Source organism: Planktotalea sp. (genome assembly GCF_965659345.1).
In the GTDB taxonomy this organism is placed as follows: Bacteria; Pseudomonadota; Alphaproteobacteria; order Rhodobacterales; family Rhodobacteraceae; genus Planktotalea.
In genome coordinates this window covers 113,367-136,561 of the sequence record NZ_CBFHVK010000011.1, presented here as the reverse complement: position 1 = coordinate 136,561, position 23,195 = coordinate 113,367, and the positions used below count along the sequence as shown (strand labels likewise).

Here is a 23,195-nt window from a genome sequence, read left to right as displayed (position 1 = left end):
TTATTGGCTGTCTTGGGTTAGCATCATACCTTCCAACTCGCGTTTGAGCTTGCGGATCATCGCGCGCTCATAATCCTCAAAGCCAAGCGCGACTTCTAGAAAACTGGTCGGGCCATGCAGCACATAGGCCCGAAAATAGGATGAAAGCTCGCCAATTTGATCTTGGCGATCATCACCATGATCAAGTGAATCGGCTCCAATCACCAAAGCGTTTATCGATATGCCATCAAACTGCGCATCCTCAATATCTTTTGGATGCGGTCCATTGTTGGATTTTCCATCTCCGGAAATATCAAGCGTTCGGGTCCAGCATTCAGACTGTTGTTCCAAAAGGGCTGTGCCAAACAACATCGCGCGACCCAGTCCAGTGGATTGCTCGGCCGGTGAGCGCTGAGTGCTTTTCAAGCGTGCGATGATATCATTGATAGTCTTTTGATCGCTCAAGGCGGTCCAAGGCAAAAGCATGACCTGATCCTGAGGACCACTCCATTCATAAACGGCCAATCGGATCGGCGCGGCAGGCATAGCAAGCAAGATATCCATAACCTCAGGATCACTCAACGCGGCAGCGAGGCCGTCAATTTGCATGCGGTATTCGCGACTATCCACAGAACCGGACACGTCAAGCCCAAGGGCCAGCGCTTGCCGACAGCGTTCTTGTCCAAATGCGGGTAGTGCCATGACAAGCGAAAGCAGAAACGCCAGACGCTTCATAGTTTCAAATCGCCTATCAGTTGCGATGCGTCTCCGACCATCAGGTTGCTGATTTCACGAAACAACTTGCGCGTCATCACGCGTTCAAAGTCATCAAACCCTTGAGCAACTTCAAGAAAAGCGAAACGGCCTTTCAGAACGTCGCGCTCATAAAACAGCTCTACTTCTGGATCACTGCCCTTGATCACCAAGCCATTTACGGTCACGTTTTCAAATGGAAAATGACGATAGGCGATTTGTGGACCAAAGCCGTCATTATTTACACCATCACCTGATACATCGATGACGCGGCGATCACAGCGTGGGGCAGACTTGTATAGTCCTACGCCATACCCAAGCGAGAACCCCATCGAGGTCGGAAATTTCGAATAGCTCCGCGTGTTTTGTAGTATCGTACTCGCTGCGGCAGCGACCGCCGCGCGATCCGTCAACTCGATCCAATCCAAGATTAAATTTTGTTGGTTACGCCCGCTCCATTCATAAACCGCAAGGGAAACATAGCCTTCTCGCGTATCCAAAATCGCGCTCAGCACATCTTCGGACATCAGTGCCGCCGCCAGACCTGTCTGTTGTAAACGATACTCTTCGTCAGACACCGAAGAAGAGACATCCATCGCCAATATCAACGCGAGCCGGCATGCGGCCTCAGCGGAGGATGCCAAAGCGGCGCTAACGAGAGCGCCGCCAAAGGTTAATGCAGGTCGGATCACCAGTGCCCTGTGTTTTCCATACTTGCCCAGGGTTCCGCAGCTTCCAACGCGTCACCATCTTGCAAAAGCTCAATAGAGATATTGTCGGGGGATCGCACGAAGGCCATCCGCCCATCGCGGGGAGCGCGGTTGATCGTCACGCCATTGTCCATAAGGTGCTGGCAGGTTTCGTAAATATTCTTCACTGAATAGGCGAGATGGCCAAAGTGGCGCGAGTCCGCAGGCAATTCATCATCCCCATCCCAATTGTAAGTCAATTCGACCGGGCATTCGTGTTGATCGGGCGGTGCCATGAAAATCAAGGAAAAACGCCCTTGCTCACTGTCCATGCGTCGCGTTTCTACCAGACCCAGTAGGCGATAAAAGGCCATCGACGCCTCAAGGTCTTTTACGCGCACCATCGTGTGCAGATATTTCATCGTGTTCGCTCCCCTGTAATAGCTCAACAAGAGAGTAGCGGCAGAATCGCCACTGTCGAGTGAATTTCAGGGGAGGCCAGCGGATGTTTTGGCTTAAAACGCTGATTGAATACCGACACGCAGACCGAAATCACGCGTCTCAAACAGGCCAATATTGGAATTGGTTTGGCGCGCTGAGAGCGTCACAGACGGTGAAAATCCGTAAAGCTCGATTTGATTGAAGACACCCGTCACATCAAAAGACGCTGTTTTGTCCTGTCGTCCAAAGCGCGAAAAGCGCGACAAGTCATGGTTTTTCTGTCCCAAAGAGATCCCAAAATCGACTGACACTCCTGCAATTGGTTGCGCCAAAGCATAGCGCGCACTGAGCGTGAGTTGATCATAGTCCAGATTAACATCCAGCGACTGGCTGCGCTTTGCATTTACGCTAAACGTAAGCCTGTCTTTGTTCGCTAAACTAAAGCGCACACCTGTGTTCAGGCTCAAGCTGTCGGCATCTTGACGTGCAGAAAGGGATTGTTGCCGCTCCGCACTCACGCCGCCAAACACGAACGAGCCGGGCGCAAACACGTAGTTCTGCGTAAACCCAATTCGCGCATATTGCATGAAAGGCTGTTGGGCATACCACGTGCGACCGCCTGTGAATTCAAACTGATTGGGCAAATCGATCCCTGAACCAGTGAATCCGCGGCGGATGTAGGACAGCGACGCTGAGGTAAAGGCAAAGTCGGAGCCTTTGGCCGTGGGTGCAAGAAGCTTCGCTTCTGAACTCAGCGTGTAGGTGCGATGATCAAAGCGGAAAAGCAAATCATTCTGGCTACGTTGGCTTTCTGAAACCCTGTAACGCGTTGCAAAACCAGCATTGTATTGAATGCCTGACAGCGCCCTTGCGGTGCCGCTGAGCTGAAATTCGAATGGTAGATCGAACAAGCGTGTCGTGCTGCGCGCACTGTCGTTGTTGACATTAGAGCTGGGAGCGGCTGCAAAACTCAGTTCAGTCGACCAAGGGTTGGTGCGTTGAACATAGCGAAAATCGCGGATTGCGATGTCTTTGAAATTCTCGTTCGGGGCATTCTGTGCAGCGCGCCGCAACCAGAGCTGAGCACGTGTTTTTGCACCGCTTGTTGAGAGTGCTTGCGCCATCACCATCGCCGCTCCAAAGCGCTCTGACGGGGTGCTCGCGCCATTCCAAGCTTTGCGCGCTGTGCTCGTCGCTTCATCAACGCGGCCCAAATCGCGCGCGGCACGGGCGCGGATGATCAAGGCTTCTCTGTCGTTTGGATTGCGCTCTAGCAAAGCACTGGCAAGTTGGTACCCTTGCTGAGGCGCGCCAGAAACCACGGCATTCGCGGCAAGCGTGCGCATTTCAGTGGGTGTTAAATTAACCTCTTGCGAAACGGCAGATGTACTTGAGAGCGCACTAGAAACAACAAAAAGAAAGGCTAAAATGCTCTTTCGAGACCGGTTCATATAAAAACTCCTGAACCCAAAGAAGGTTTGTTTAAAAAATCTATTCGCGAACAGCGAAAAATCCGCCTGTCTCTCGGAAAGTGACATCTTGGAATCGTGGATCATCGCCGGTCACAACAATAACACCAGTGATAGTGTTTGCTTGGTCCCCTGACAAGACGGCGTAGTAATTGCCTGATACAAACTCATCACCATCACGTGGGTCTCGCGAAAACACTTTCCCTGCAAGTTCACCATTAATATCAAGTGCGCCCGCGCTGACTTCGAATAGCATCGTAGGTAGTTCAGTGGATCCCACGCCAAGTGCGGTTAACACTTGTTGCGTAATGTCTTCGCCTTCTAGGTCATAGATACGTCTGTTGGTGACGTTGCCGCGAACGCCTGAGCCGTCGTTGAAGTCGTCAAAGTCGATGGCGACTTCGATGTCGCCTTTTACATATTCAAGACCGCCACGATTGGTGAAATCTCTAAGCCCGCCATAGTTGTCTATACCGACATATTTTGCCTGACCTTCAGTAGGCAGAGTGACATCACCATCACGTTGGAAAATGTAGCCGCCAAAACCGTATTCAGTGTAACCACCTGTCCGTACAATAGCGACGGATGTGTTACCATCAGGGCCAACCGCGTAAAGCGCTCGGTAATCGAATTGATTTATTGACGAAGTGGTGAGCGTATCTGCAGCAGTCCCTTCGGCTTCGAACACTGAAAATGGACCCATTCCAAATCGATTTCCGGCCCCGTCTCTCACAGCCGTGTACGGACCGTCGCCGTCAAACGCTAGGTTATCAACAGTGAACGTATCGTCCGCGCTATTGTAGGCGAACCCTTCAGCGTAACCTGCGCCGTCATCAGTATCGGAGCGATCTTCGGTTCTGAAAATCGAGCTCGCAGCAGATGGATTGACCGTGCCAGGCAAGCGATTAGTATCAGTTTCGATCGCGGTGCCGGTGTCCGTAGTAACGGTTGCGGGGTCAGTGGTATCGACAGTAGGCGCAGTCGTTGTCGTGTCTGTATCGTCTGATGCAGTGTCAGTGGTTGCCGCTGTGTTGTCCGTGTTCGCGTCCTCTTCCACGAACGGATTAGTGCCATCGAGGCAGCCGGAAAGAGCAAAGGCAATGGCGAAAAGAACGGCAAAACGAGTCATGAAATGAGCCTTATAAGAGTCGCACTCAAAATCCGGTGTGGGGGTGCAAAAGTCAACGCAACTTAGGCCATATTCCCTGATTAATCGTAAACCGATGTTATGGGGCCACCTACTGAATATAGAGTGTGTCTAAGTTCCAGCGCATATATTTGGATGATTTTGGCTGTTCGCTATACCGTGAAGGGCTTAAACTTGCGCGCTCAGAAACGCGGCGAGACGCGAAAGTCCGAGGGCGAGATTTGCCTCGGTGCCGCCACCAACACCAACACGAATGTGGTTCGGTTGATCATAGGCTGAGCCGGGGAGCAGGAAGGTTTTGTAGGGCGGTTCAAGCAAGCGTTTCGCGAAGAAACTGCCATCTAACCCGTTGCCGAGCTTGGCGAGACCTATGAGACCGGCTTCGGGCGGGATCCAGCTTAGCAATGGCTGATTTTCGATAAAGCTATTAAGTTCAGCAAGGTTGGTGAGACCCGCCGCGCGCGCGGCGCTGAGTGCGGTGTTATAGTGATCAGGGCGCAAGGCGATTTCTGCGATGACTTCGCCCAAGATGTTCATGATTTCGCTAGAGTTTTCACGCAGGATCACGGCGTCCATGATTAGGTCTTTGTCCTGACAAATCATCCAACCCGTTCGAAGGCCCTGCAAGCCAAGCGCCTTGGACACGCTCCCAGTCGTGATACCACGCTCATAGAGACCAGCAATAGAAGGGGGACGGGGCGCATTCCATTCAAGGCCCGCGTAGACCTCATCGACGATGAGCCACGCGCCCACATTGCGCGCGATTGCAACGATTTCGGTAAGATCATCAAGGGAGAGAAGGCGGCCGGTTGGGTTATTGGGGTTGGTGAGAAAGATCAGCTTTGTCTTGGGGGTAACGAGGCTGCACAGCTCATCTAGGTCCAAGTCCCAGCCAGAGGTTTCGCGGCGAAACCCTGTTTTGACCACAGCGCCTTGCGCTTTTGCCATGACCTCTGCTTGGGGCCAGCCGGGCTTTTCGATGACTATTTCGTCGCCCGGTTCCAGCAATTGACGCAAAGCTAAATAATTCGCTTCCGCAGCGCCCGCAGTGATTAACACATCGTTAACATTGCAGATGTGCTCTAGGCTGGCTTGACGCAACACATGTGCGCGCAGTTCAGGTAAGCCGCGAAAAGAGCGACCATTCCAATCAAGCGACAGGGTCGGGTCAAGCTCATCCAAAAAATCGCCCAAGACCGGAGATTTGGACAAAGAAAAGCCAACGAAGGCTTCAGGCTCGGATTCGGTTGTTTCAAGAAGATATTCAAACAACGTGTGAATCTTGACTTTCATCTGGGGGCCTGACCTTTTTGAGGAGCAATATGAGGGAGAGCATCGTGGGTCCAGCAGGTTTCATCAAGGGGCAAGTGCAGCAATTGCATGTGTTGGATTACGGGCTGTTTAAAGTCCACGCGAATGGACGTGTGATCGGGATTTGCGGCTTTCTGCTTGTGACAGATTTGGGTGAGCGTATCTTGATCGATACGGGCTTTCCTCAGAAGTATGCGGACGATGTGGTTGCTGCCTCAAAAGAGGATCGTTTGGGGGGATTTGGCGAGGTTTTGGCGCTGAGTGCCGAGAATATGCCAAAGGCGCAGCTGGCCAAATCAGGAGTGCAGTTAGGTGATATTGATCTGCTTATTATCACCCACACTCATATCGATCATGTGGGTGGATTGTGTGATTTCCCGGATGTACCGATCTTGATCGCCAAGGCTGAACGGGATTTGGACAAGCCGTTGTACTGGGGAAAAGTTCAGCCAATGGACTGGCCTGAGCGCGAATATTTACAGGTTGTTGAGGATTTTGATCTAGGACCGAACCTGCGTGTGCTCTTGGTGCCGGGGCACGCACCGGGGCAATTGGCGTTGTTTGTGGATTTAGCGCAGAGCGGGCCAATGTTGTTGGTGAGTGATGCGATCTCACGTCCTGATGAGATTGTAGAAGCTTTTGCAGGCTCTTGGGATGAAGCGTTAGCCATCAAGAACGGCGCGCGTTTGATCTTTCTCGCGCAAGAAAGAGGGGCGCAGATAATTTATGGGCATTGTCCGGCGCAGTGGCCAAAGCTGCGCAAGACACCTGAGTTTTTCGACTAAGTTTCGCTGTTTTGTGGGATTATCTGACGTCACGGCCTTGGTTAAGGATGAAGACATTACCGCTTGAGACATCGCCCATAGGCCCTGCAAGAAAGCCCACCCAACCTGCGATTTGCTCAGGCTGCATTGCGTGGCCATGTGGCATTTGTGCGATTGCTTTGGCGAGAACATCGTCGCTGAGAACACCAAACAGCGGCGTTTCCGTCATCGCGGGGGCGAGGGAGTTAACGCAGATTTTGTCTGTTGCGTAGCGCCTTGCGAGGTCTTTGGTCAGCGTATCAAGCGCTGCTTTGCTGGCGCGGTAGGGCGGGGGATCAAAGACGTCAAAATTGTAGGCCCCGTTGGACGAAATGTTGATAATCTTCTTCACACCATCGCGTTCAAGCATCAATGGCACTGCGTTTTGACAGCAATGAAAGGCTGTTTCGAAGTTGAGCGCCATTTGTTGTTTGAACTCATCTGCGGGGATGTTGGGAAACTCCGACATGAAACATGTGCCGGCATTGTTCACCAAGATATCGACCCCGCCGAAGGTTGAGACGACGTCTTTGAAGCTTGTTGATACGGCCTCTGGATCGGTGAGGTCGACGCGAATACCTAGAAACGCAGTGTCGTGTTTTGTGGCGAGTTCATCCAAACCAGCTTGCGAGATGTCAAAGCCTGCAACTTTGCAGCCATCTGAAATCAGCTGATGAACAAAGGCTTGGCCCATGCCGCCCGCAGCCCCTGTGACAATCGCGACTTTAGCACTCATCTGTATACCTTTGTTTCATCACTGCGCGCTAAACATGCGTTGCAAGACTGCGTTTTGCAATCGCGCGATGTGTTTGACGCGAGATTGCTTGCGAGTCGCTAAAGGTAAGGGCATGGTACAGCATCAAAATTTTTTCCTCGGGAGGGAACATTATGAAAACTCTAATGACGGCAACGGCTGTTTCAGCGCTGATGTGCTCTGCAGCGTTTGCAGAAGATATTAAATTGGGTGTGATCTACGGCTTCACAGGCCCGATTGAATCGCTGACTGGCCCAATGGCGGCTGGCGCAGAATTGGCGATGAAGGAAGTTACGGACTCCGGTCTTTTGCTGGACGGTTCCTCTGTCACATCTGTACGTGCGGACTCCACATGCATCGATTCCGCGGCGGCGACTGCGGCGGCTGAGCGTTTGGTCACAGCGGACAAAGTGAACGCAATTGTGGGTGCCGACTGTTCTGGCGTCACAGGCGCGGTTTTGCAGAACGTAGCACGCGCAAACGGCATCGTCATGGTATCCCCATCCGCGACATCCCCTGCGCTTTCCACTGCTGAAGACGACGGTTTGTTCTTCCGCACAGCGCCATCCGACGCGCGTGAAGGTCAGGTTATGACTGACATTCTTATGGAAGAGGGCATCAAATCTGTCGCTTTGACATATACGAACAACGACTACGGCAAAGGTTTGGCAGACTCGTTTGTTTCCGCATTCGAAGCGGCCGGCGGTGAGATCACAGTCAACATTTCGCACGAAGATGGTAAAGCGGACTACTCTTCCGAAGTGGGCACATTGGCCTCTGCGGGTGGCGATATCTTGGTTGTTGCCGGTTACCTTGACCAAGGTGGACGCGGTATCATTGAGGGATCCATCGACACAGGCGCTTGGGATCGTTTCGTGCTGCCAGGTGGCATGATTGGCGACAACATCCTGACAATCGGCGATGCTTTGAACGGATCTTTCGGTCAGGTTGCGGGTACCGACAGCACAGGTGCCGCGACTTACGCAGAAATGGCGACAGCGGCTGGCTTTGACGGTACATCCCCATTCACACCAGAAAGCTATGACGCGGCTGCGTTGATCATGTTGGCGATGCAAAAGGCGGGATCTTCTGCTAGCGGCGATTTCAAAGATCACGTGTTTGACGTTGCAAACGCACCGGGCGAGCAGATCTTCCCTGGTGAGTTGGCGAAAGCTCTGCAGATCATCAAAGATGGTGGTGATGTTGACTATGTCGGCGCATCCGCGGTTGAGCTGATCGGCAACGGCGAAAGCGCTGGAAGCTACCGTCACCTTAAAGTCGAAGGCGGAGAGTTTGTGACTGTAAAGTATCGCTAAACGCGGCTACTTTGAAAAAAGAAGGCCCCGGCAGTGCTGGGGCCTTTTGCCATTGATGAGACCCCTATAGTCGGATCGTGCATATGCTGAGCAATTCCAAACACGCAGGTTATTTTCTGTATCACTCTATCGGGATGTACCCCGGCAAAGAAGAAGAGCTCGCAGCAGCGACCGCCGAATTTGCAAAGATTTGGGCGGCTCCCGATGACAAGCAGTGGGGCTATGCGCTGCTGAAGCGGCAGGATTTCATTGATTACTGGCGTCGCATTATCAATGTGCCCAAGGGGTCGATGACCACCTGCGAAAGCGTCACGGATGGGATGCATAAGTTGCTGCGCGCTTTGCCGGATGGGCAGTTGCGGGGCAAGCGGGTTTTGATTGCCGAAGATTGCTTCCCGTCGATGCATTTCTTGCTGGCTGGGCTTGCACCAAAGATGGGTTTTACACTTGATACTGTGCCCAAACGCGATGGTGCGTCTTGGGTCGATCCTGATGACTTTATGGAGCAATGGGGCCGTGATGTAGGGCTGGCTTTGCTGACTTGGGTGACATCAACGGCGTCTGCACGCGTCGATCTTGCGCCGCTTGTTGCGCACGGACGCGAGATGGGCAGTATGGTTGGTGTGGATATTACACAAGCAGCGGGTCTTATTCCATTTGATGCGATGGCGCCGAAAGTGGACTTTGTTCTGTCAACGTCGCTCAAATGGATGTGCGGCACGCCGGGTGCAGGCATACTATACGTTGATAAGGCGCTCGCGCGCGAGTTAGAGCCGGACGCGCGGGGCTGGTTTTCGCAAAACAATCCGTTTTCTTGGGATTTGGACAAATTCGAATATGCGCCGGATATTCGCCGCTTTGACAGTGGTACGCCGGGGTCTGTGGCGGCTCTGTCATCTTTGCCAGCACTGAAATGGCATGCGGCGCAAGATCATGCGGAACTAGCGTCATGGAACCGTGAACTTGTTGATTTGATTATCAAACGCGCTGATGCTTTGGATTTGCCACTCCATTCTCCACGTGATGTGGAGGGGCGGGGCGGCTCTGTAATGTTGCGGTTCCCTGACAAGTCCGAAGCCGCCGCAGTCGTTGGCGCGTTGGGCGTGGAAGGTTTGTCCGTTGATTTTAGAGGGCAATTATTGCGCCTGTCACCAGGGAATGTGACGCAAAAACAAACGATTGATGATGTATTTGATCTGACTGGCGAAGTGATGGCGCGCCGTCGTCGCCGTTTTGCCGGTCACGGTCAAACTCCAACAATGAAAGGGGGCGATATGTCGTCTAAAGATGTTCTTGGAGCGCTCGGCGGGATGCTTTTGAGCGGCGATATCAAGATAGTTGATTGCACGGCTCAGCTTGGTCCCGACACGCCGATCATTCATCTACCTGAAGATTTTGCTGTGAACACACCAAAGGTCGAAATTCACAAGATTAGCGAATACGATGCTGATGGGCCTTTCTTTGCATGGAACTGGCTGAAGCTGGGGGAACATTCCGGCACCCATTTTGATGCGCCGCATCATTGGATTTCTGGCAAAGATCACGAAGACGGTTTTACCGACACGCTCGATATGCAACGGGTGATGGCCCCTGTGAATGTGATCGATTGCTCTGCAGAGAGCGAGGCGGACAACGATTTTCTGCTCACCGCTGATCATGTGAAAGCGTGGGAGGCGACGCACGGCGAAATCAATCCTGGCGAATGGGTGGTGATGCGGACGGATTGGGACAAGCGTGCACATGATACCGCGTTGTTTTTAAATGACGATCCTGACCCACATGAGGACGGGAGTCACAGCCCTGGCCCAACAACGGAGTGTATCGATTATTTGCTCTCCAAAGGGATAGTCGGTTGGGGAACCCAATGCATTGGCACCGATGCTGGTATGGCTGGTAAGTTTAGCCCGCCTTATCCGGCGCATAATTACTTACACCGCGACAATTGCTTTGGCCTGGCAAGCCTTTGTAATCTGGACCAATTGCCGCCAAAGGGTGCGATTTTGATCGCAGCGCCACTGAAAATTGATAATGGAACAGGATCGCCTATTCGCGCGATGGCGTTAGTACCGAAACACTAGAATTATTTGCGCCTTGGCGCATTTCGGCGTTGTGATTTAGTACATTGGATGCCCTGTTCGGGGAATATTTGATCCGACCAATTTGAATTATTGAGAAGTAGGGTATTATTTACATGGCAAAGCCAAGGATTTCAGGCAAGGCGGAACTTAGGCACGCGCGACGTGCGGGTTTTGGCCTGCTTGGGTCAACATTCGTCTTTTCAATATTTGTTAACTTACTGATGCTGACGGGCCCGCTGTTCATGTTGCAGGTCTACGACCGAGTGCTTGGATCGCGCTCTGAGGAAACGCTGGTCGCGCTTTTTGCATTGGTCGCCGCGCTCTACCTCTTTATGGGCTTTTTGGACTATGCACGTGGGCGCTTGCTGGCGAGATTTGCCGTGCGCTTTCGCGAGCAGCTCGATGGGCGTGTGTTCGATGCGAGCCTGCGGCATTCTTTAATGCCGGAATCGCTTGGACGGCCCGCTGCGGGACTGCGTCAGCTAGAGGCGGTTCAGTCGTTTTTCATCTCGCCGGTGATGACGGCGCTATTTGATATTCCTTGGACCCCTTTGTTCATTGCTGCGATCTTTATTTTCCACCCACTGCTTGGTTGGATGGCGGTTGCGGGGGGCGGTGCGCTTATTCTTGTTGCAGTTCTCAATAGCTTGCTGACAAATCGCAAGGTTTTGAACGCGCAGCAAATGTCCCAGATGGCGCATAATTTTTCTGATCAGGCGCGTAATTCTAGCGAAATTGTACGCTCGCAAGGGATGAGCCGTGCGATGCAAACGCGCTGGCAGGGCATGCAAAATGAAGCGCTTGGAGCAAGTGTTGGCGCAAGTGATTGGACCGGCAGTTTCACGGCCATAACCAAGTCTTTCCGCTTATTTTTGCAATCAGCGATGTTGGCGCTGGGTGCGTATTTGACCTTGCAAGGTGAGCTGACGGCAGGTGCCATGATTGCAGGTTCAATCTTGTTAGGTCGCGCTTTGGCACCGATCGAGCAATCCGTCGGTCAATGGGCGTTGATCCAGCGCGCGATTGAAGGATGGCGCGGTGTTGGACAGCTTTTGCAAGCAGTGCCTGAGGACGATGAGACCACGCAACTTCCTAATCCCCCTGCGCATGTTTCCTTTCAAGGTGTTGGTGTTTTAGCCCCCGGAACGCGGACGCCGATCTTGCAAGCGATCACTTTTGATATTCAGCCGGGGCAGGTTGTTGGCGTGATTGGCAACAGTGGCACGGGTAAATCTACGCTCGCAAAAACGATGGTGGGTTTGCTGCCAGCCATCAGTGGTGAAATTCGTCTTGGTGGAGCGACTTTGGATCAATATGATCCTGACCAGCTTGGATCGTTGATCGGGTATTTGCCCCAGAATGTGACGTTGTTTAGTGGGACCGTCGCTGAAAATATTGCGCGCATGTCCGTAAATGTTGATGAGGCCAAGGTTTTTGAAGCAGCGAAACGCGCCAATGCGCATGAGATGATTTTAAAGCTGCCCGAGGGGTATAAGACGGTTGTGCATGGCAATGATAATCAGCTCTCAGGTGGACAGAAGCAACGCCTTGCGTTGGCGCGAGCGCTGTATCAGGATCCTGTGATGTTGGTTCTGGATGAGCCAAATTCAGCGCTGGATGCCGTTGGCACAGAAGCGTTGAACCGCACAGTTCGAGAGTTCAAAAGTTCGGATCGGTCGGTGGTTATTATGACCCATCGCCCGCAAGCGATTTCTGAATGTGATCGTTTGATCGTTATGGATAGTGGTCGGATAAAGGCGAATGGACCACGTGATGAAGTGTTGAAAGCGATGTTGAAAAACGCGGGCCAAGTGCAGCGCGAGATTGCGCCGGAGAAGCCAAATGAAACTTGATCCTAATCCTGCAGTGCCGTCAAAACCCACTAAATCGAAGTTGGCGAAGGCAGGTAAGCCACTGTTTATAGGGTATTTTTCACTGGCGATTTTAGTTGGTGTTATCGGAGTTTGGAGCGTTCAAGCGCGTATTGCTGGGGCGGTGATTGCATCGGGTATGATTCAGGTCGAAAACAATCGCCAGGTTGTGCAGCATCCGCAGGGCGGTGTTGTTGGTGAACTATTGGTCCGCGATGGTGACCGCGTTGAAGCTGGCGATGTGGTGTTGCGGTTGGATGATGCATTATTACGCTCCGAACTGGCGATTATCACCGCGCAACTAAATGAAACCCGCGCGCGCAAAGGACGGCTGAGCGCGGAGCGTGATGATGCGGATGAGATTTCATTTGATCCTGAACTGATCGCGCAGGGAGAGCTTGATCCGGCGGTAAAAGCGTTGATGGAGGGGCAAGCCAGATTGTTTGAAACCCGCCGTGTCGCGCTGACGCAAGTGTCAGAGCAGTTGCAAAACCAGATCGAGCAAACCGGCGATCAAATCGAGGGCGCGCGCGCGCAATTGACAGCGACGCAAGGACAAGCGGAACTGATCATTTCCGAGTTGGAAGACGCGCAAACGCTGCTGGATAAGGGCTTGGCGCAAGCTTCCCGCGTGTCGGCCTTGCGGCGCGAAGACTCACGGCTTCAAGGTGAAATTGGACAATATTCATCGCTTATGGCGCAGCTCAAAGGAGATATCGCGCGACTGAATATCGAAATTTTGCGCCTGAGTACCCAGCGCCGTGAAGAGGCGATTAGTGGCTTGCGCGACCTGCAGTTTCAAGAAAACGAATTGGTAGAACGCGCGCTCTCCACGCGTGCGACGCTCTCAAAAATGGAAGTGCGCTCGCCTGTGTCTGGGGTGATCTACGGCAATACGGTGTTTGCGTTGCAATCCGTGATCTCTCCCGCTGCGCCGATCATGTATGTGATCCCGCAGGATCAAGCGTTGATTGTGTCTGCGCGGGTCGAGGCGATCCACATCGATCAAGTACATGAAGGGCAAAGCGCGGCGCTCAGGTTTGTGGCGTTTGATCAACGCACAACACCGGAAGTTTTTGGCCGCGTGACGCGTTTGTCAGCAGACGTCTTCACGGACGAAGTGACAGGGATCTCGTTTTATCAGGCGGAACTCCTGCCTGAGGATGATGAATTGTCGAAGCTGTCGGGCCAACAATTGGTTCCCGGTATGCCTGTCGAAGCCTTTATCAAGACACAAGAACGTTCACCGCTCAGCTACTTGATGAAACCTTTGATGGACTACTTCAACAAGGCGTTCAGGGAAGCTTAATCCTTGTTCGTGTAATCTGCGCTTGCCTTGCCTTTGTAGAATTGAAGCAGTTCCTCAGGCACTTCTGTGCCGTCCGCAAGAAAGGGCAGGATGCCACGTCGAATAGAGCGACCGCGCATCGCGATGATGTCATCCTCTGATTTGGTGACGCGTTGGGACATGCGGCGCGCCCATTTGAACAGATGCGCATACAAGCGGTCGATTTCTGTTTCGATCTCTGGCGTGCGGACACTGTCTTTGGCAAGATCGTGAAATTCCTCAGGATCGTTTTGAAGATCGAATAGCATTGGGCGCAAGCCGCCCTCTGCATGCATCAGTTTGTAGCGACCATCAAACACCATAAAGAGCCGCGCATCACGCGGAGCAAGGCCAAGTTTCACCGCCTGAGGGGTTGCGGAATAGTCGTATTCGCTTATTGCGACATCGCGCCATTCCACCGTTTCGCCATGCAAAATGGGTGTAAGGGATCGCCCCTCTAGAATATGATCTGCGATCTTACCGCCTGCAAAATCCACGAACGTCGGCGCAAGATCAATGGACTCGACAAGGGCGTCGCTTGTCGTGCCACGGGTCGCATCGGCACCAGCGCGGGGATCATACACGATCATTGGAACTTTGACGGATTGCTCGTGAAAGAGATCTTTTTCACCTAGCCAATGATCGCCCAGATAGTCACCGTGATCAGAGGTGAGAACGATCATCGTGTCTTTGAGGGTGTCGGTTTGCTCTAGGTGCTCAAGGATGCGGCCAAGCTGGTCATCACACTGTTTGATCAGGCCCATATAGGCTGGAATAACTTTTTTGCGTACCTCATCGCTTTGAAATGCGGTGGCGATTTTATTTTCCATATAGGCGCCAAAAACCGGCTGCGGATCTTCGCGCTCTGCCATGTCGCGCGTGGGGGCAGGCACATGGTTTTCGCCGAACATATTGTGATAGGGTGCTGGAACGATGTAGGGCCAATGCGGCTTGATATAGCTCACATGTGCGCACCAAGGTCCGGTTTTTTCCTTCATGAACTCAATCGTTTTGGTGGTGAGCCACGGCGTTTCGCTATCTTCTTCGCTAACGTTTGCGGGCTTGTCAGCGTTCTTGAATATCCAGCCAGAGGCCATGTCGCCCTCATCATCGATGCCGGCATTGGCAAAGTCAGCCCATGGGTTTTCAGAAGGGTAGCCTTTGTCCTTGAGGTATTCGTTGTAGGGCGAGCGTTTTTCGTCGTAAAATCCGTCTGGACCTTGGGCCCATAGGCCGTCGTCGCGGATCCAGGTATCAAAACCGCATTCTGCCTGGCGCGCACCGATGATTGTGTCGGGCGAAAGGCCAAGACGTTCCATGCCTTCCGCATCGGCTTTCATGTGGGTTTTACCAATGAGCCAGCAATCCATACCAGATCGGCGCAGGTGATCGCCCATTGTATGTTCACCAACGCGCAGGGGAAATCCGTTCCATTGCGCCCCGTGGCTCGATGCATAGCGCCCTGTATAGTAGCACATGCGCGAGCCGCCGCAGACGGGGCTTTGCACGTAGGCGTTGGTAAAACGCACGCCCATTGCAGCGACTTTATCGAAATTTGGGGTTTGAAGGTGGGGGTGGCCTGCACAGCTGAGGTAATCAAAGCGAAGTTGATCGTACATAATAAAGAGAATGTTCATGTTTGTTCGTCCGCTGTGCAAAGTTCTGATTCGAAGACTACTATGTCGCCTAAGGTAGCGAAACTAAATCAGTTTCGTTAGAATATAGCCGAAAGGCGCGTGGCGATTGCGCGCTAGATTAACGTCGCACTGCGATGTGAATACTGCAAACTAAACGGAGACGACGCGCAAGAATGGCGCTATGACTTGATTGGGTTTGACTGAATTCGCGACTGTCGGTTTCAAGTTTGAAGGATTGATATGAGAAAATTTCTTGATCTTGAAAGCGCCTTTTATGCGCCTTTGTGGATCCGCGTTACGGTGACTGTCGTCTTAGTGCTCTGGGCTGTTTTTGAGCTCTCTCAAGGGGCTTATATTTGGGCGCTGATCTTTCTCGCCGTTGGGGCTGTTTGCGGTTGGCGTTTCGCGACCATCGATTATAGTTCAAAGCCCGACACATAAGGATCATACGACCCAATGGCGGTGACACTGAAAGACGTGGCTGAATTGGCTGGCGTGTCACGCTCTGCGGTGTCGCGCACGTTTACCAAGGGGGCGTCAGTCTCTGAAAAGACCCGTCAAAAAGTGATGAAAGCGGCTGATGCGCTTGGCTATAGCCCTAATGCGCTTGCATCCTCTTTGACGACGGGTCGCACCAAGATGATTGGGTTGATCTCCAATAACTTCCATAATCCTGTTTTTCTTGAAGTTTTTGATATGTTTACGCGCGGTCTGCACGAGCGGGATTTGCGACCTTTGCTAGTTAATTTGACAGATGAAACTGATCCAGAGGCGTCTATCCGCATGCTGCGACAGTACTCTGTGGATGGGGTGATTGTGGCTTCGTCCACGTTGCCGCCTGCCTTTGCCAAGTCGTTTCGGGATGCTGGTATTCCGGTTGTGCACTCATTTGGCCGTCATACCGAAGCACCTGATGTGGATGTGCTGGGGATTGATAATATAGCAGCTGGTCGCATGGCTGCGCGCATTTTGATCGAGCATGGCTACACCGATTTGGGGTTCTTGGGTGGTCCAGTGCGGGCGACGTCTAGTATCGACCGTGAAAAGGGGTTTTTGCTGGAATGCGCCGCGCATAAAGGTGTGACCACGCGGGTGAGTTTTGCGAATGCCTATTCGTTTGAAGCGGGGCGTCAGGAGATGTTGGCGTTGTTGAACGCGCCTTTGGCACAGGCTTATTTTTGTGGTGATGATGTTTTGTCGATTGGAGCGATATCAGCACTTCAAACCGCAGGTTTGAGCGTGCCAGAGGATGTTGGAATTCTAGGCTTGAACGATATCGCAATGGCGCGCTGGGAAAACATTGATCTCACTACGATCCGCAATCCGTTTTCGCAGATCATCGCGGCGTCGATTGAGCAGGTTACGGCGTTGATAGAAGACCCAAGTATTACGCCAAAAGCGCATTTGTTTGAATGTTCGGTTGTGGAGCGAGCAACGTTGAAGGCGCGCTAGGTTGCCCCAGCGCGCCTTGTTTTATTGAAACATCGGTGGGCGGGCATCGAGCCATGCGCCATTCTGTTTGCCACTTTCCGCCACAGCCACAACGGCCGCCATCGAACGCAGACCATCTTGTGCACGGGGATAAAGGTTGGCGGCGGGGTCCATCTCACGGCCTTCTTTTTGCGCACTGATTGCTTCAGCGAGATCTTTGTAGATGTTTGCAAATGCCAATGGCATGCCCTCGGCATGGCCGATCGTGACGCGCGTGGTGCGGTCCGCTTCTGGCGAAAGGTTGGCTTCGCCGCGCTCAATCACCTGCAAGCGGCCCCCAAGGGGCATGTAGTAAAGCTGGTTGGGCTGTTCTTGTGACCAGCGCAAGCCGCCCGTTTCACCAAAGACCTGGATGCCAAGCCCATGCTGACGGCCAATCGCGATGGAGGATGTCCAGAGGCGGCCAACGGTGCCACCATCCATGCGAAAGTTGACCATCGCATCGTCTTCAAGCACACGCATTTCGAGACAAGAAACAGTGTCCGCAGAGAGTTTCGTGACTTCCTGACCCGTTACAAATGACGCCATATGCATCGCGTGAATCCCGCAATCTGCAAATTGCGCGGACACACCTGCTTGCGCTGGATCATAGCGCCAGCGGACGCGTGGGTTGTCCGCATCCGCAGCGTCTGCGTGATGGCCGTGCGCGAATTCGGCATTCACCAAACGCACTTTACCAATGTCACCGCGCGCGATCATCGCTTTCATGTGACGCACAAGAGAATAGCCCGTGTAGCCATAGTTCACAGCGCAAATTTTGCCCGACTTTTCGGCGATGCGCACGATTTCTTCGCCCTCGTCGACGGTCATTGTCATAGGTTTTTCGCACAACACATGAAAACCCGCTTCCAAGAAGGCTTTGGTAATTTCGAAATGCGTAGAGTTGGGGGTCGCGACAGTGACCAGATCAATGCGATCCTCGCGCGTTGATTCCCCTGCGAGCATTTCTTGCCAAGACCCATAGGCGCGATCACCAAGCCCAAGTCGCTGACCGTAGTCTATTCCTTCAGCCGCGCGGTGGTCCAATGCACCGGCGGTGAATTCAAACAAGCCATCAAGGCCCGCGCCCAAGCGGTGTGCCGGACCGATCTGGCTGCCTTCACCGCCGCCAATCATACCCCATTTAAGTTTTGTCATTTATGCGCCCTCAAAGCCGATAGATTGAAGATATGTGCGGTTCAGTTTTGCGTCATCAATCGGGGAAGTCGTGCAGGTTGGGTCGCAGTCTTGCTCTACGGTGCACCAGCCTTCAAAGCCGTGATCGAGCAGGATTTGGCGGACAGTGGGGAAGTCCACATCGCCGTCGCCCAAATTGCAGAATATACCTTCGCCGCAAGCGGTGTAGAAGTCGGTACGGTTCTTGACGACTTCAGCTTTCACCTTGGGATCGATATCTTTGAAGTGCATGTAGCTGATGCGGTTGATGTGTTTTTTCATGAACGCGACGGGGTCAAACCCTGCGTAGGAATGGTGGCCTGTGTCGAAGCAAATTTTGAGGATCGCGTCATCAACTTCATTTAACAAACGCTCTAGCTCTGGTTCGAAATCCATAAAGCCTGCGGCATGGGCGTGGATGCCAACAGTCAAGCCGTATTCCTCAGCACCCATTTTCGCGATGGTCGCTATCTTGTCGCGATAGGCGCTCCATTCTGCTTTGTCCATTTGCTCTGCCTCATCAGCGCGCCCTGCGGTAGGGGCGCGGCGCGGCGAGATTGAATCGATCAGAACCAGATGCTCTGCGCCATGGGCCTTGAGCGCTTTGCAAGTGCGCACGGACCCGTCCATCACATCATCCCAAGCGTCAGGGTTGTGGAAGGGGCGAAAGACGACACCGCCAACGAGCTCTTGGTTAAATTCATCAAGTGCGTCTGATAGGATGGCAGGGTCCTCTGGCATGAACCCGACGGGGCCAAGTTCGATACCTGTATAGCCTGCTTCGGCGTTCTCTTGCAGGACTTTGCGCCAGCTTGGATTGCGCGGATCATCCGCAAATTCAACGCCCCATGAGCAGGGCGCATTCCCGATTTTGATCATGTCTTTCAGTCCTTTAGTAGTCAGCGACATTCACCCAAGCGCGTTTTTCGCTTGAATCAATTGCTGCTTTGACAATGCGGTTCACTTCCATGCCTTCGCGGAAAGTGGGCCAGATGTTTTGCTTGGTCTCGATGGCGGTCAGGAAATCCTTAGCCTCGATAATGATTTGGTCTTGGTAGCCTGTGCCATGACCGGGACCTTGGCAAAAGGGCAAATAATCCGGATGCGCGGGACCGGTCAAAATTTTGCGAAAGCCTTGTGTGGCCGCGTCGCCCTCGCGAATATACAGATGCAGAGCGTTTTGATCTTCGCCATCGAAACGGATCATGCCTTTGGAGCCGTGAATTTCGTAGGCGTAACCCATCTTCCGGCCCGTCGCGATGCGGCTGGCGTGGATATGGCCGCTGACCCCGTTTTCGAATTCCATCATGAATTGCGCTTGATCATCATTGGTGACTGCTTCGCTACCGCGCATTTTGTGAACGGTTTGAACGACAGCGCTCAAGGATTTGATCGGTCCCATCATCGCATGCGCGCAGTTTATGATATGCGGAGAAAGATCGCCCATGCAGCCATTCGCCATGCCTGAGGTGCGCCATGTGGCGGGGGCTGCGGGATCAGCGAAGAAGTCTTCGGTCATTTCTGCACGAAAATATGTGACGTCACCGATTGCGTTTTCGCCCAGCAATTTGCGTGCGTATTGGGAAGCGGGGGTGCGAATGTAGTTGAAGCCCACCATGTTGATTGCGCCAGCTGTCTCGGCAGCGGCGAGCATGGCGCGGCTGTCTTCAAGCGTTTCACCAAGGGGCTTTTCGCAAAACACAGGTTTGCCGAGCGCAAAAGCGGCTTCTGCAATAGCGCGGTGCGTGGATTGTGGGGAGGCGATGATCACGGCGTCAACGTCAGGGTGATTTACCAAGTCTTGCCAATTTGTCGTGCATCGGTTGAAACCGAATTTGGTTTTGTAGCGTTCGGCAGATGCGGGTGAAGTTGCACAGACCATTTCGAGCACTGGGCGCAGGTTGGTTTCAAATATGGTGCCAACGCTCGCATATGCGGCTGCATGTGCTTTGCCCATATAGCCGCCGCCGACGATTCCTATTCTGATTTGTGTCATCCTTGAAATCCTCTCCAAAAAGGCTTTGCAACCGGTTGCAAAATGGGTATCCTCGTTTAGGTCTACTGGTCAATAGGATTGTTGATAGAGTGGGTACTTAGCCATCTGGGAGAGCGCAATGGGGCAAGCTGAAGAGACCATCACATTGACTACAGCGCAGGCGATCGTTCGCTATTTGGCCGCGCAGATTATTGAGATTGATGGCGCGAAAACCCGTGTCTGTGGTGGCGGTTTTGGCATTTTTGGCCACGGCAATGTGACCTGTCTGGGCGAAGCGCTTTTTGATCATAAAGATGTGCTTCCGCTGTACCGTGGGCAGAATGAACAAGGCATGGGGTTTGCTGCGGCAGCCTATGCAAAAGCCCATTTGCGTCGACGCTTTATGTTTTGCACCGCGAGTGCTGGACCGGGAACCGCTAACCTGTTGACGAGCGCGGCCTTGGCGCATGCGAACCGTTTGCCGATGTTGATGCTATGTGGGGATGCGTTTTTGACGCGGCTGCCTGATCCTGTCTTGCAGCAGTTGGAGCATTTTGGAAATCCGACATTTGGTGTGAATGATGCCTTCAAAGCGGTGTCACGGTTTTGGGATCGCATCACGCATCCGGCGCAGATACTTCAGTCTTTACCCGCCGCGTTGGCGACACTGTTGGACCCCGCAGATTGCGGACCCGCGTTCATAGGCTTGCCACAAGATGTTCAGGGATGGACATATGACTACCCTGCGTCGTTCTTTGACGAAAAAGTGCATCGCATTCGCCGTCAATCTGCGGATGCCGATGAAATCATTGAGGCTATCGCGCTTTTAGAGCGCGCTGAGCGACCCATGATAATCGCGGGCGGTGGTGTGCAGTATTCTGGTGCTGTTGAGGAGTTAACTGCCTTTGCAGAAAGCCACGCGATACCTGTTGTTGAAACCATCGCGGGCCGCGCGAACATGAAGCATGACCATCCTTTGAATATTGGACCTATTGGCGTCACAGGCTCTGACAGTGCTAATGCGATTGCACAGGATGCGGATGTGATCCTTGCCGTTGGAACACGTTTGCAGGACTTTACGACTGGCTCTTGGACCGCTTTTGCCAAAGATGCGAAGATCATTGGCGTGAATGTAGGGCGACATGATGCGGCAAAACATATGTCGGTGACGGTGGTTGGCGATGCAAAACTTGCGCTGACGGATTTGGCGCAAGCGGGCGAAGGTTACTTAGCCCCCAACGATTGGACCAAGCGCGCCAAAGCGGAGCGCGTTAGGTGGGACGCTTACGTTGCTGAAAACACGCGTGTCGGAAATGGCCCCGCGTCCTATGCGCAAGCGATTGGGGTCGTGAATGAGCTGTGTGATCCGCGTGATCGCATTGTCGCGGCCGCGGGGGGCTTGCCTGCTGAGGTCACGGCGAATTGGAAAACGCTTGATATTGGCACGGTTGATGTGGAATTCGGTTTTTCCTGCATGGGCTACGAGATTGCGGGCGGATGGGGCGCGCGCATTGCGCAAGCACAGATCGAGCCGGACAGGGACACGATTGTGTTTACAGGTGACGGCTCATACATGTTGATGAATTCAGACGTTTATTCATCCGTTTTGACGGACAAGAAGCTGATTATTCTCGTGCTTGATAACGGCGGGTTTGCGGTGATCAACAAGCTTCAAAACAATACTGGCAACGAGAGTTTTAACAACCTGATCTCAGATACGCCCACCGCGACGCGGCAAGTGAGTGTCGATTTTGAAGCCCACGCGCGCGCTATGGGTGCAGAGGCGGAAACAGTGGAAATGTCGGGTCTTGCAGAAGCGTTTAAGCGCGCGAAAGTGAGCGACAAAACTTATGTGATCTGCGCCAAAGTTGACCCATATGAGGGTTGGACGACCGAGGGCCATACGTGGTGGGAAGTGGGCACACCGCATGTCACGAAAAACCCGAAAGTTCAGGCGGCACATGTGGATCAGGAAGCGACACGAGACCGTCAGCGGAAAGGTGTGTAACCATGGGACTTATCGAGGGTATCAAAGCGAACAATTTCGTGGTGATCGGTCGTGTGGGTATGGATTTATATCCTGATCCTCCAGGGGTTGCGATTGAAGATGCTCAAATGCTTGAAGTGGGCATGGGCGGATCTTCCGCTAATATTGCGGCTGGTATCTGCAAGCTTGGGGGCAAATCTGCATTGGTCACGCGCGTCTCTGACGATGCAGTGGGGCGCTACTGTGTGCAGCAGCTCAAAAACTATGGGGTGAATGCGGATCATGTGACGCCCGTTGCTGGTGAGTTTCGCAACTCCACCGCAATTTATGAAAGTCGCGTCCAAGATCACCAATCGGTCATTTATCGCAATGGTGCGGCGGATTTTCAGATGGACATCGCGGACGTAGAGGCTGTTGACTATGCCAAATTCGGCGCGCTCATCACAGCGGGTACTGTGTTCGCCGCCGAGCCATCGCGCGCAGCAACGTTTCATGCATTTTCACTGGCCAAAAAGGCGGGCGTTCCAATCATATTTGATGTGGATTATCGCCCATATTCATGGCCCTCGCCACAAGTGGCGTCAGAGGTGTTGAGCCGCGCCGCAGCCGAGTGCGACATGATTGTGGGCAATGATGAGGAGTTCGGTTTTATGGCCGGTTCCATCGACAAAGGCCTCGCCAAAGCGCGTGAATTGTCTGAAACCAGCGCCGCGATTGTGGTTTACAAAATGGGTCCAGAGGGCGCGATTACCTTTGCAAATGGCGAAGAAATCCGCACTGGGATTTATCCTGTCGATGCGCTCAAACCAACAGGGGCAGGGGACAGTTTCATGGCCGGATTTGTAACTTCTATCGCGGATGGGCATGATCTGAAGACAGCAATTTTGCGTGGCTCAGCTTGCGCGTCTGTGACTGTGTCCAGAGCCGGGTGCGCCCCTGCGATGGCCGATACTAAAACGCTTGAAACTTTTTTGGCCGAACATCCCGGCCCGACCGCTGCTTAAAGGAACAT

General features: G+C 53.0%; 20 protein-coding genes and 1 pseudogene. 10 read left to right on the top strand and 11 right to left on the bottom strand.

The window, feature by feature from the left end; translation table 11 throughout:
- From ACTG3Z_RS11000 to ACTG3Z_RS10975, 6 genes are all read right to left on the bottom strand, one after another.
- Nucleotides 1-714 carry a DUF1194 domain-containing protein gene (locus ACTG3Z_RS11000; protein WP_439143114.1) on the bottom strand — a complete coding sequence of 238 codons (714 nt, stop codon included), beginning with the start codon at nt 712-714 and terminating at the stop codon, nt 1-3.
- The gene (locus tag ACTG3Z_RS10995) at nt 711-1,424 is read right to left on the bottom strand and encodes a DUF1194 domain-containing protein (RefSeq protein WP_439143113.1); all 714 of its coding nucleotides are present in this window, start codon (nt 1,422-1,424) and stop codon (nt 711-713) included. Before ACTG3Z_RS10995 ends, ACTG3Z_RS11000 begins: the two co-directional genes overlap by 4 nt.
- Complete coding sequence (locus ACTG3Z_RS10990) at nt 1,421-1,843, bottom strand: VOC family protein (protein ID WP_439143112.1); 423 nt, start codon at nt 1,841-1,843, stop codon at nt 1,421-1,423. The genes ACTG3Z_RS10995 and ACTG3Z_RS10990 overlap by 4 nt, the downstream gene beginning before the upstream one ends.
- Before the next feature lie 93 nt (nt 1,844-1,936).
- The gene (locus ACTG3Z_RS10985) at nt 1,937-3,313 is read right to left on the bottom strand and encodes a tetratricopeptide repeat protein (protein WP_439143111.1); all 1,377 of its coding nucleotides are present in this window, start codon (nt 3,311-3,313) and stop codon (nt 1,937-1,939) included.
- Between the two features lie 40 nt (nt 3,314-3,353).
- Entirely contained in the window at nt 3,354-4,460 is a 1,107-nt protein-coding gene (locus ACTG3Z_RS10980; protein ID WP_439143110.1) for a hypothetical protein, read from the bottom strand.
- A gap of 186 nt (nt 4,461-4,646) precedes the next feature.
- On the bottom strand, nt 4,647-5,771 hold the full coding sequence (locus tag ACTG3Z_RS10975; protein ID WP_439143109.1) for an aminotransferase class I/II-fold pyridoxal phosphate-dependent enzyme: 1,125 nt from the start codon (nt 5,769-5,771) through the stop codon (nt 4,647-4,649).
- 29 nt (nt 5,772-5,800) lie between these two features.
- Here ACTG3Z_RS10975 and ACTG3Z_RS10970 point away from each other — a divergent pair, with 29 nt between their 5' ends.
- On the top strand, nt 5,801-6,574 hold the full coding sequence (locus tag ACTG3Z_RS10970) for an MBL fold metallo-hydrolase (RefSeq protein ID WP_439143108.1): 774 nt from the start codon (nt 5,801-5,803) through the stop codon (nt 6,572-6,574).
- A gap of 19 nt (nt 6,575-6,593) precedes the next feature.
- Here the strand turns inward: ACTG3Z_RS10970 and ACTG3Z_RS10965 are convergent, their stop codons facing one another.
- Nucleotides 6,594-7,328 (bottom strand): SDR family NAD(P)-dependent oxidoreductase, encoded by a 735-nt coding sequence (locus ACTG3Z_RS10965; RefSeq protein WP_439143107.1) that lies wholly within the window; start codon nt 7,326-7,328, stop codon nt 6,594-6,596.
- 152 nt (nt 7,329-7,480) lie between these two features.
- Here ACTG3Z_RS10965 and ACTG3Z_RS10960 point away from each other — a divergent pair, with 152 nt between their 5' ends.
- The 5 genes and pseudogenes from ACTG3Z_RS10960 (at nt 7,481) to ACTG3Z_RS10940 (ending at nt 13,920) form a co-directional block, all read left to right on the top strand.
- Nucleotides 7,481-8,662 carry an ABC transporter substrate-binding protein gene (locus tag ACTG3Z_RS10960; RefSeq protein WP_439143106.1) on the top strand — a complete coding sequence of 394 codons (1,182 nt, stop codon included), beginning with the start codon at nt 7,481-7,483 and terminating at the stop codon, nt 8,660-8,662.
- A gap of 83 nt (nt 8,663-8,745) precedes the next feature.
- A pseudogene (locus ACTG3Z_RS10955) lies at nt 8,746-9,747 on the top strand (aminotransferase class V-fold PLP-dependent enzyme); the annotation flags it as partial.
- A gap of 189 nt (nt 9,748-9,936) precedes the next feature.
- Nucleotides 9,937-10,740, top strand: coding sequence for a cyclase family protein (locus ACTG3Z_RS10950; protein WP_439143127.1), 804 nt, complete (start codon nt 9,937-9,939; stop codon nt 10,738-10,740).
- A 113-nt stretch (nt 10,741-10,853) separates the two neighbouring features.
- Complete coding sequence (locus ACTG3Z_RS10945; RefSeq protein ID WP_439143105.1) at nt 10,854-12,593, top strand: type I secretion system permease/ATPase; 1,740 nt, start codon at nt 10,854-10,856, stop codon at nt 12,591-12,593.
- Nucleotides 12,583-13,920, top strand: a complete 1,338-nt coding sequence (locus ACTG3Z_RS10940) for an HlyD family type I secretion periplasmic adaptor subunit (protein WP_439143104.1) — start codon at nt 12,583-12,585, stop codon at nt 13,918-13,920. Before ACTG3Z_RS10945 ends, ACTG3Z_RS10940 begins: the two co-directional genes overlap by 11 nt.
- Here the strand turns inward: ACTG3Z_RS10940 and ACTG3Z_RS10935 are convergent.
- Nucleotides 13,917-15,575, bottom strand: coding sequence for a sulfatase-like hydrolase/transferase (locus ACTG3Z_RS10935; RefSeq protein WP_439143103.1), 1,659 nt, complete (start codon nt 15,573-15,575; stop codon nt 13,917-13,919). The two genes, ACTG3Z_RS10940 and ACTG3Z_RS10935, sit on opposite strands and share 4 nt — an antisense overlap.
- A gap of 240 nt (nt 15,576-15,815) precedes the next feature.
- On the opposite strand from ACTG3Z_RS10935, the gene ACTG3Z_RS10930 reads away from it, so the two are divergent.
- The gene (locus ACTG3Z_RS10930; RefSeq protein ID WP_439143102.1) at nt 15,816-16,016 is read left to right on the top strand and encodes a hypothetical protein; all 201 of its coding nucleotides are present in this window, start codon (nt 15,816-15,818) and stop codon (nt 16,014-16,016) included.
- A gap of 15 nt (nt 16,017-16,031) precedes the next feature.
- Nucleotides 16,032-17,027: a LacI family DNA-binding transcriptional regulator gene (locus ACTG3Z_RS10925; protein ID WP_439143101.1), complete on the top strand. Its 996-nt coding sequence runs from the start codon at nt 16,032-16,034 to the stop codon at nt 17,025-17,027.
- 21 nt (nt 17,028-17,048) lie between these two features.
- Here the strand turns inward: ACTG3Z_RS10925 and ACTG3Z_RS10920 are convergent, their stop codons facing one another.
- From ACTG3Z_RS10920 to ACTG3Z_RS10910, 3 genes are read right to left on the bottom strand one after another with little or no spacing between them, the layout of a single operon-like run.
- Nucleotides 17,049-18,203: a Gfo/Idh/MocA family protein gene (locus tag ACTG3Z_RS10920; RefSeq protein WP_439143100.1), complete on the bottom strand. Its 1,155-nt coding sequence runs from the start codon at nt 18,201-18,203 to the stop codon at nt 17,049-17,051.
- The gene (locus ACTG3Z_RS10915; RefSeq protein WP_439143099.1) at nt 18,204-19,100 is read right to left on the bottom strand and encodes a TIM barrel protein; all 897 of its coding nucleotides are present in this window, start codon (nt 19,098-19,100) and stop codon (nt 18,204-18,206) included.
- Nucleotides 19,101-19,113: 13 nt separating this feature from the next.
- Nucleotides 19,114-20,217: a Gfo/Idh/MocA family protein gene (locus ACTG3Z_RS10910; protein WP_439143098.1), complete on the bottom strand. Its 1,104-nt coding sequence runs from the start codon at nt 20,215-20,217 to the stop codon at nt 19,114-19,116.
- A gap of 118 nt (nt 20,218-20,335) precedes the next feature.
- Between ACTG3Z_RS10910 and iolD the strand changes: the two genes are divergently transcribed.
- Entirely contained in the window at nt 20,336-22,204 is a 1,869-nt protein-coding gene (iolD, locus tag ACTG3Z_RS10905; RefSeq protein ID WP_439143097.1) for a 3D-(3,5/4)-trihydroxycyclohexane-1,2-dione acylhydrolase (decyclizing), read from the top strand.
- A gap of 2 nt (nt 22,205-22,206) precedes the next feature.
- Nucleotides 22,207-23,187, top strand: a complete 981-nt coding sequence (iolC, locus tag ACTG3Z_RS10900) for a 5-dehydro-2-deoxygluconokinase (RefSeq protein ID WP_439143096.1) — start codon at nt 22,207-22,209, stop codon at nt 23,185-23,187.
- Nucleotides 23,188-23,195: the final 8 nt, after the last annotated feature.

Coding starts and splice junctions, on each gene's coding strand:
- ACTG3Z_RS11000 (WP_439143114.1), bottom strand. CDS start 714: ATGAAGCGTCTGGCGTTTCTGCTTTCGCTTGTCATGGCACTACCCGCA.
- ACTG3Z_RS10990 (WP_439143112.1), bottom strand. CDS start 1,843: ATGAAATATCTGCACACGATGGTGCGCGTAAAAGACCTTGAGGCGTCG.
- ACTG3Z_RS10985 (WP_439143111.1), bottom strand. CDS start 3,313: ATGAACCGGTCTCGAAAGAGCATTTTAGCCTTTCTTTTTGTTGTTTCT.
- ACTG3Z_RS10980 (WP_439143110.1), bottom strand. CDS start 4,460: ATGACTCGTTTTGCCGTTCTTTTCGCCATTGCCTTTGCTCTTTCCGGC.
- ACTG3Z_RS10975 (WP_439143109.1), bottom strand. CDS start 5,771: ATGAAAGTCAAGATTCACACGTTGTTTGAATATCTTCTTGAAACAACC.
- ACTG3Z_RS10970 (WP_439143108.1), top strand. CDS start 5,801: ATGAGGGAGAGCATCGTGGGTCCAGCAGGTTTCATCAAGGGGCAAGTG.
- ACTG3Z_RS10965 (WP_439143107.1), bottom strand. CDS start 7,328: ATGAGTGCTAAAGTCGCGATTGTCACAGGGGCTGCGGGCGGCATGGGC.
- ACTG3Z_RS10960 (WP_439143106.1), top strand. CDS start 7,481: ATGAAAACTCTAATGACGGCAACGGCTGTTTCAGCGCTGATGTGCTCT.
- ACTG3Z_RS10950 (WP_439143127.1), top strand. CDS start 9,937: ATGTCGTCTAAAGATGTTCTTGGAGCGCTCGGCGGGATGCTTTTGAGC.
- ACTG3Z_RS10945 (WP_439143105.1), top strand. CDS start 10,854: ATGGCAAAGCCAAGGATTTCAGGCAAGGCGGAACTTAGGCACGCGCGA.
- ACTG3Z_RS10940 (WP_439143104.1), top strand. CDS start 12,583: ATGAAACTTGATCCTAATCCTGCAGTGCCGTCAAAACCCACTAAATCG.
- ACTG3Z_RS10935 (WP_439143103.1), bottom strand. CDS start 15,575: ATGAACATTCTCTTTATTATGTACGATCAACTTCGCTTTGATTACCTC.
- ACTG3Z_RS10930 (WP_439143102.1), top strand. CDS start 15,816: ATGAGAAAATTTCTTGATCTTGAAAGCGCCTTTTATGCGCCTTTGTGG.
- ACTG3Z_RS10925 (WP_439143101.1), top strand. CDS start 16,032: ATGGCGGTGACACTGAAAGACGTGGCTGAATTGGCTGGCGTGTCACGC.
- ACTG3Z_RS10920 (WP_439143100.1), bottom strand. CDS start 18,203: ATGACAAAACTTAAATGGGGTATGATTGGCGGCGGTGAAGGCAGCCAG.
- ACTG3Z_RS10915 (WP_439143099.1), bottom strand. CDS start 19,100: ATGATCAAAATCGGGAATGCGCCCTGCTCATGGGGCGTTGAATTTGCG.
- ACTG3Z_RS10910 (WP_439143098.1), bottom strand. CDS start 20,217: ATGACACAAATCAGAATAGGAATCGTCGGCGGCGGCTATATGGGCAAA.
- iolD (WP_439143097.1), top strand. CDS start 20,336: ATGGGGCAAGCTGAAGAGACCATCACATTGACTACAGCGCAGGCGATC.
- iolC (WP_439143096.1), top strand. CDS start 22,207: ATGGGACTTATCGAGGGTATCAAAGCGAACAATTTCGTGGTGATCGGT.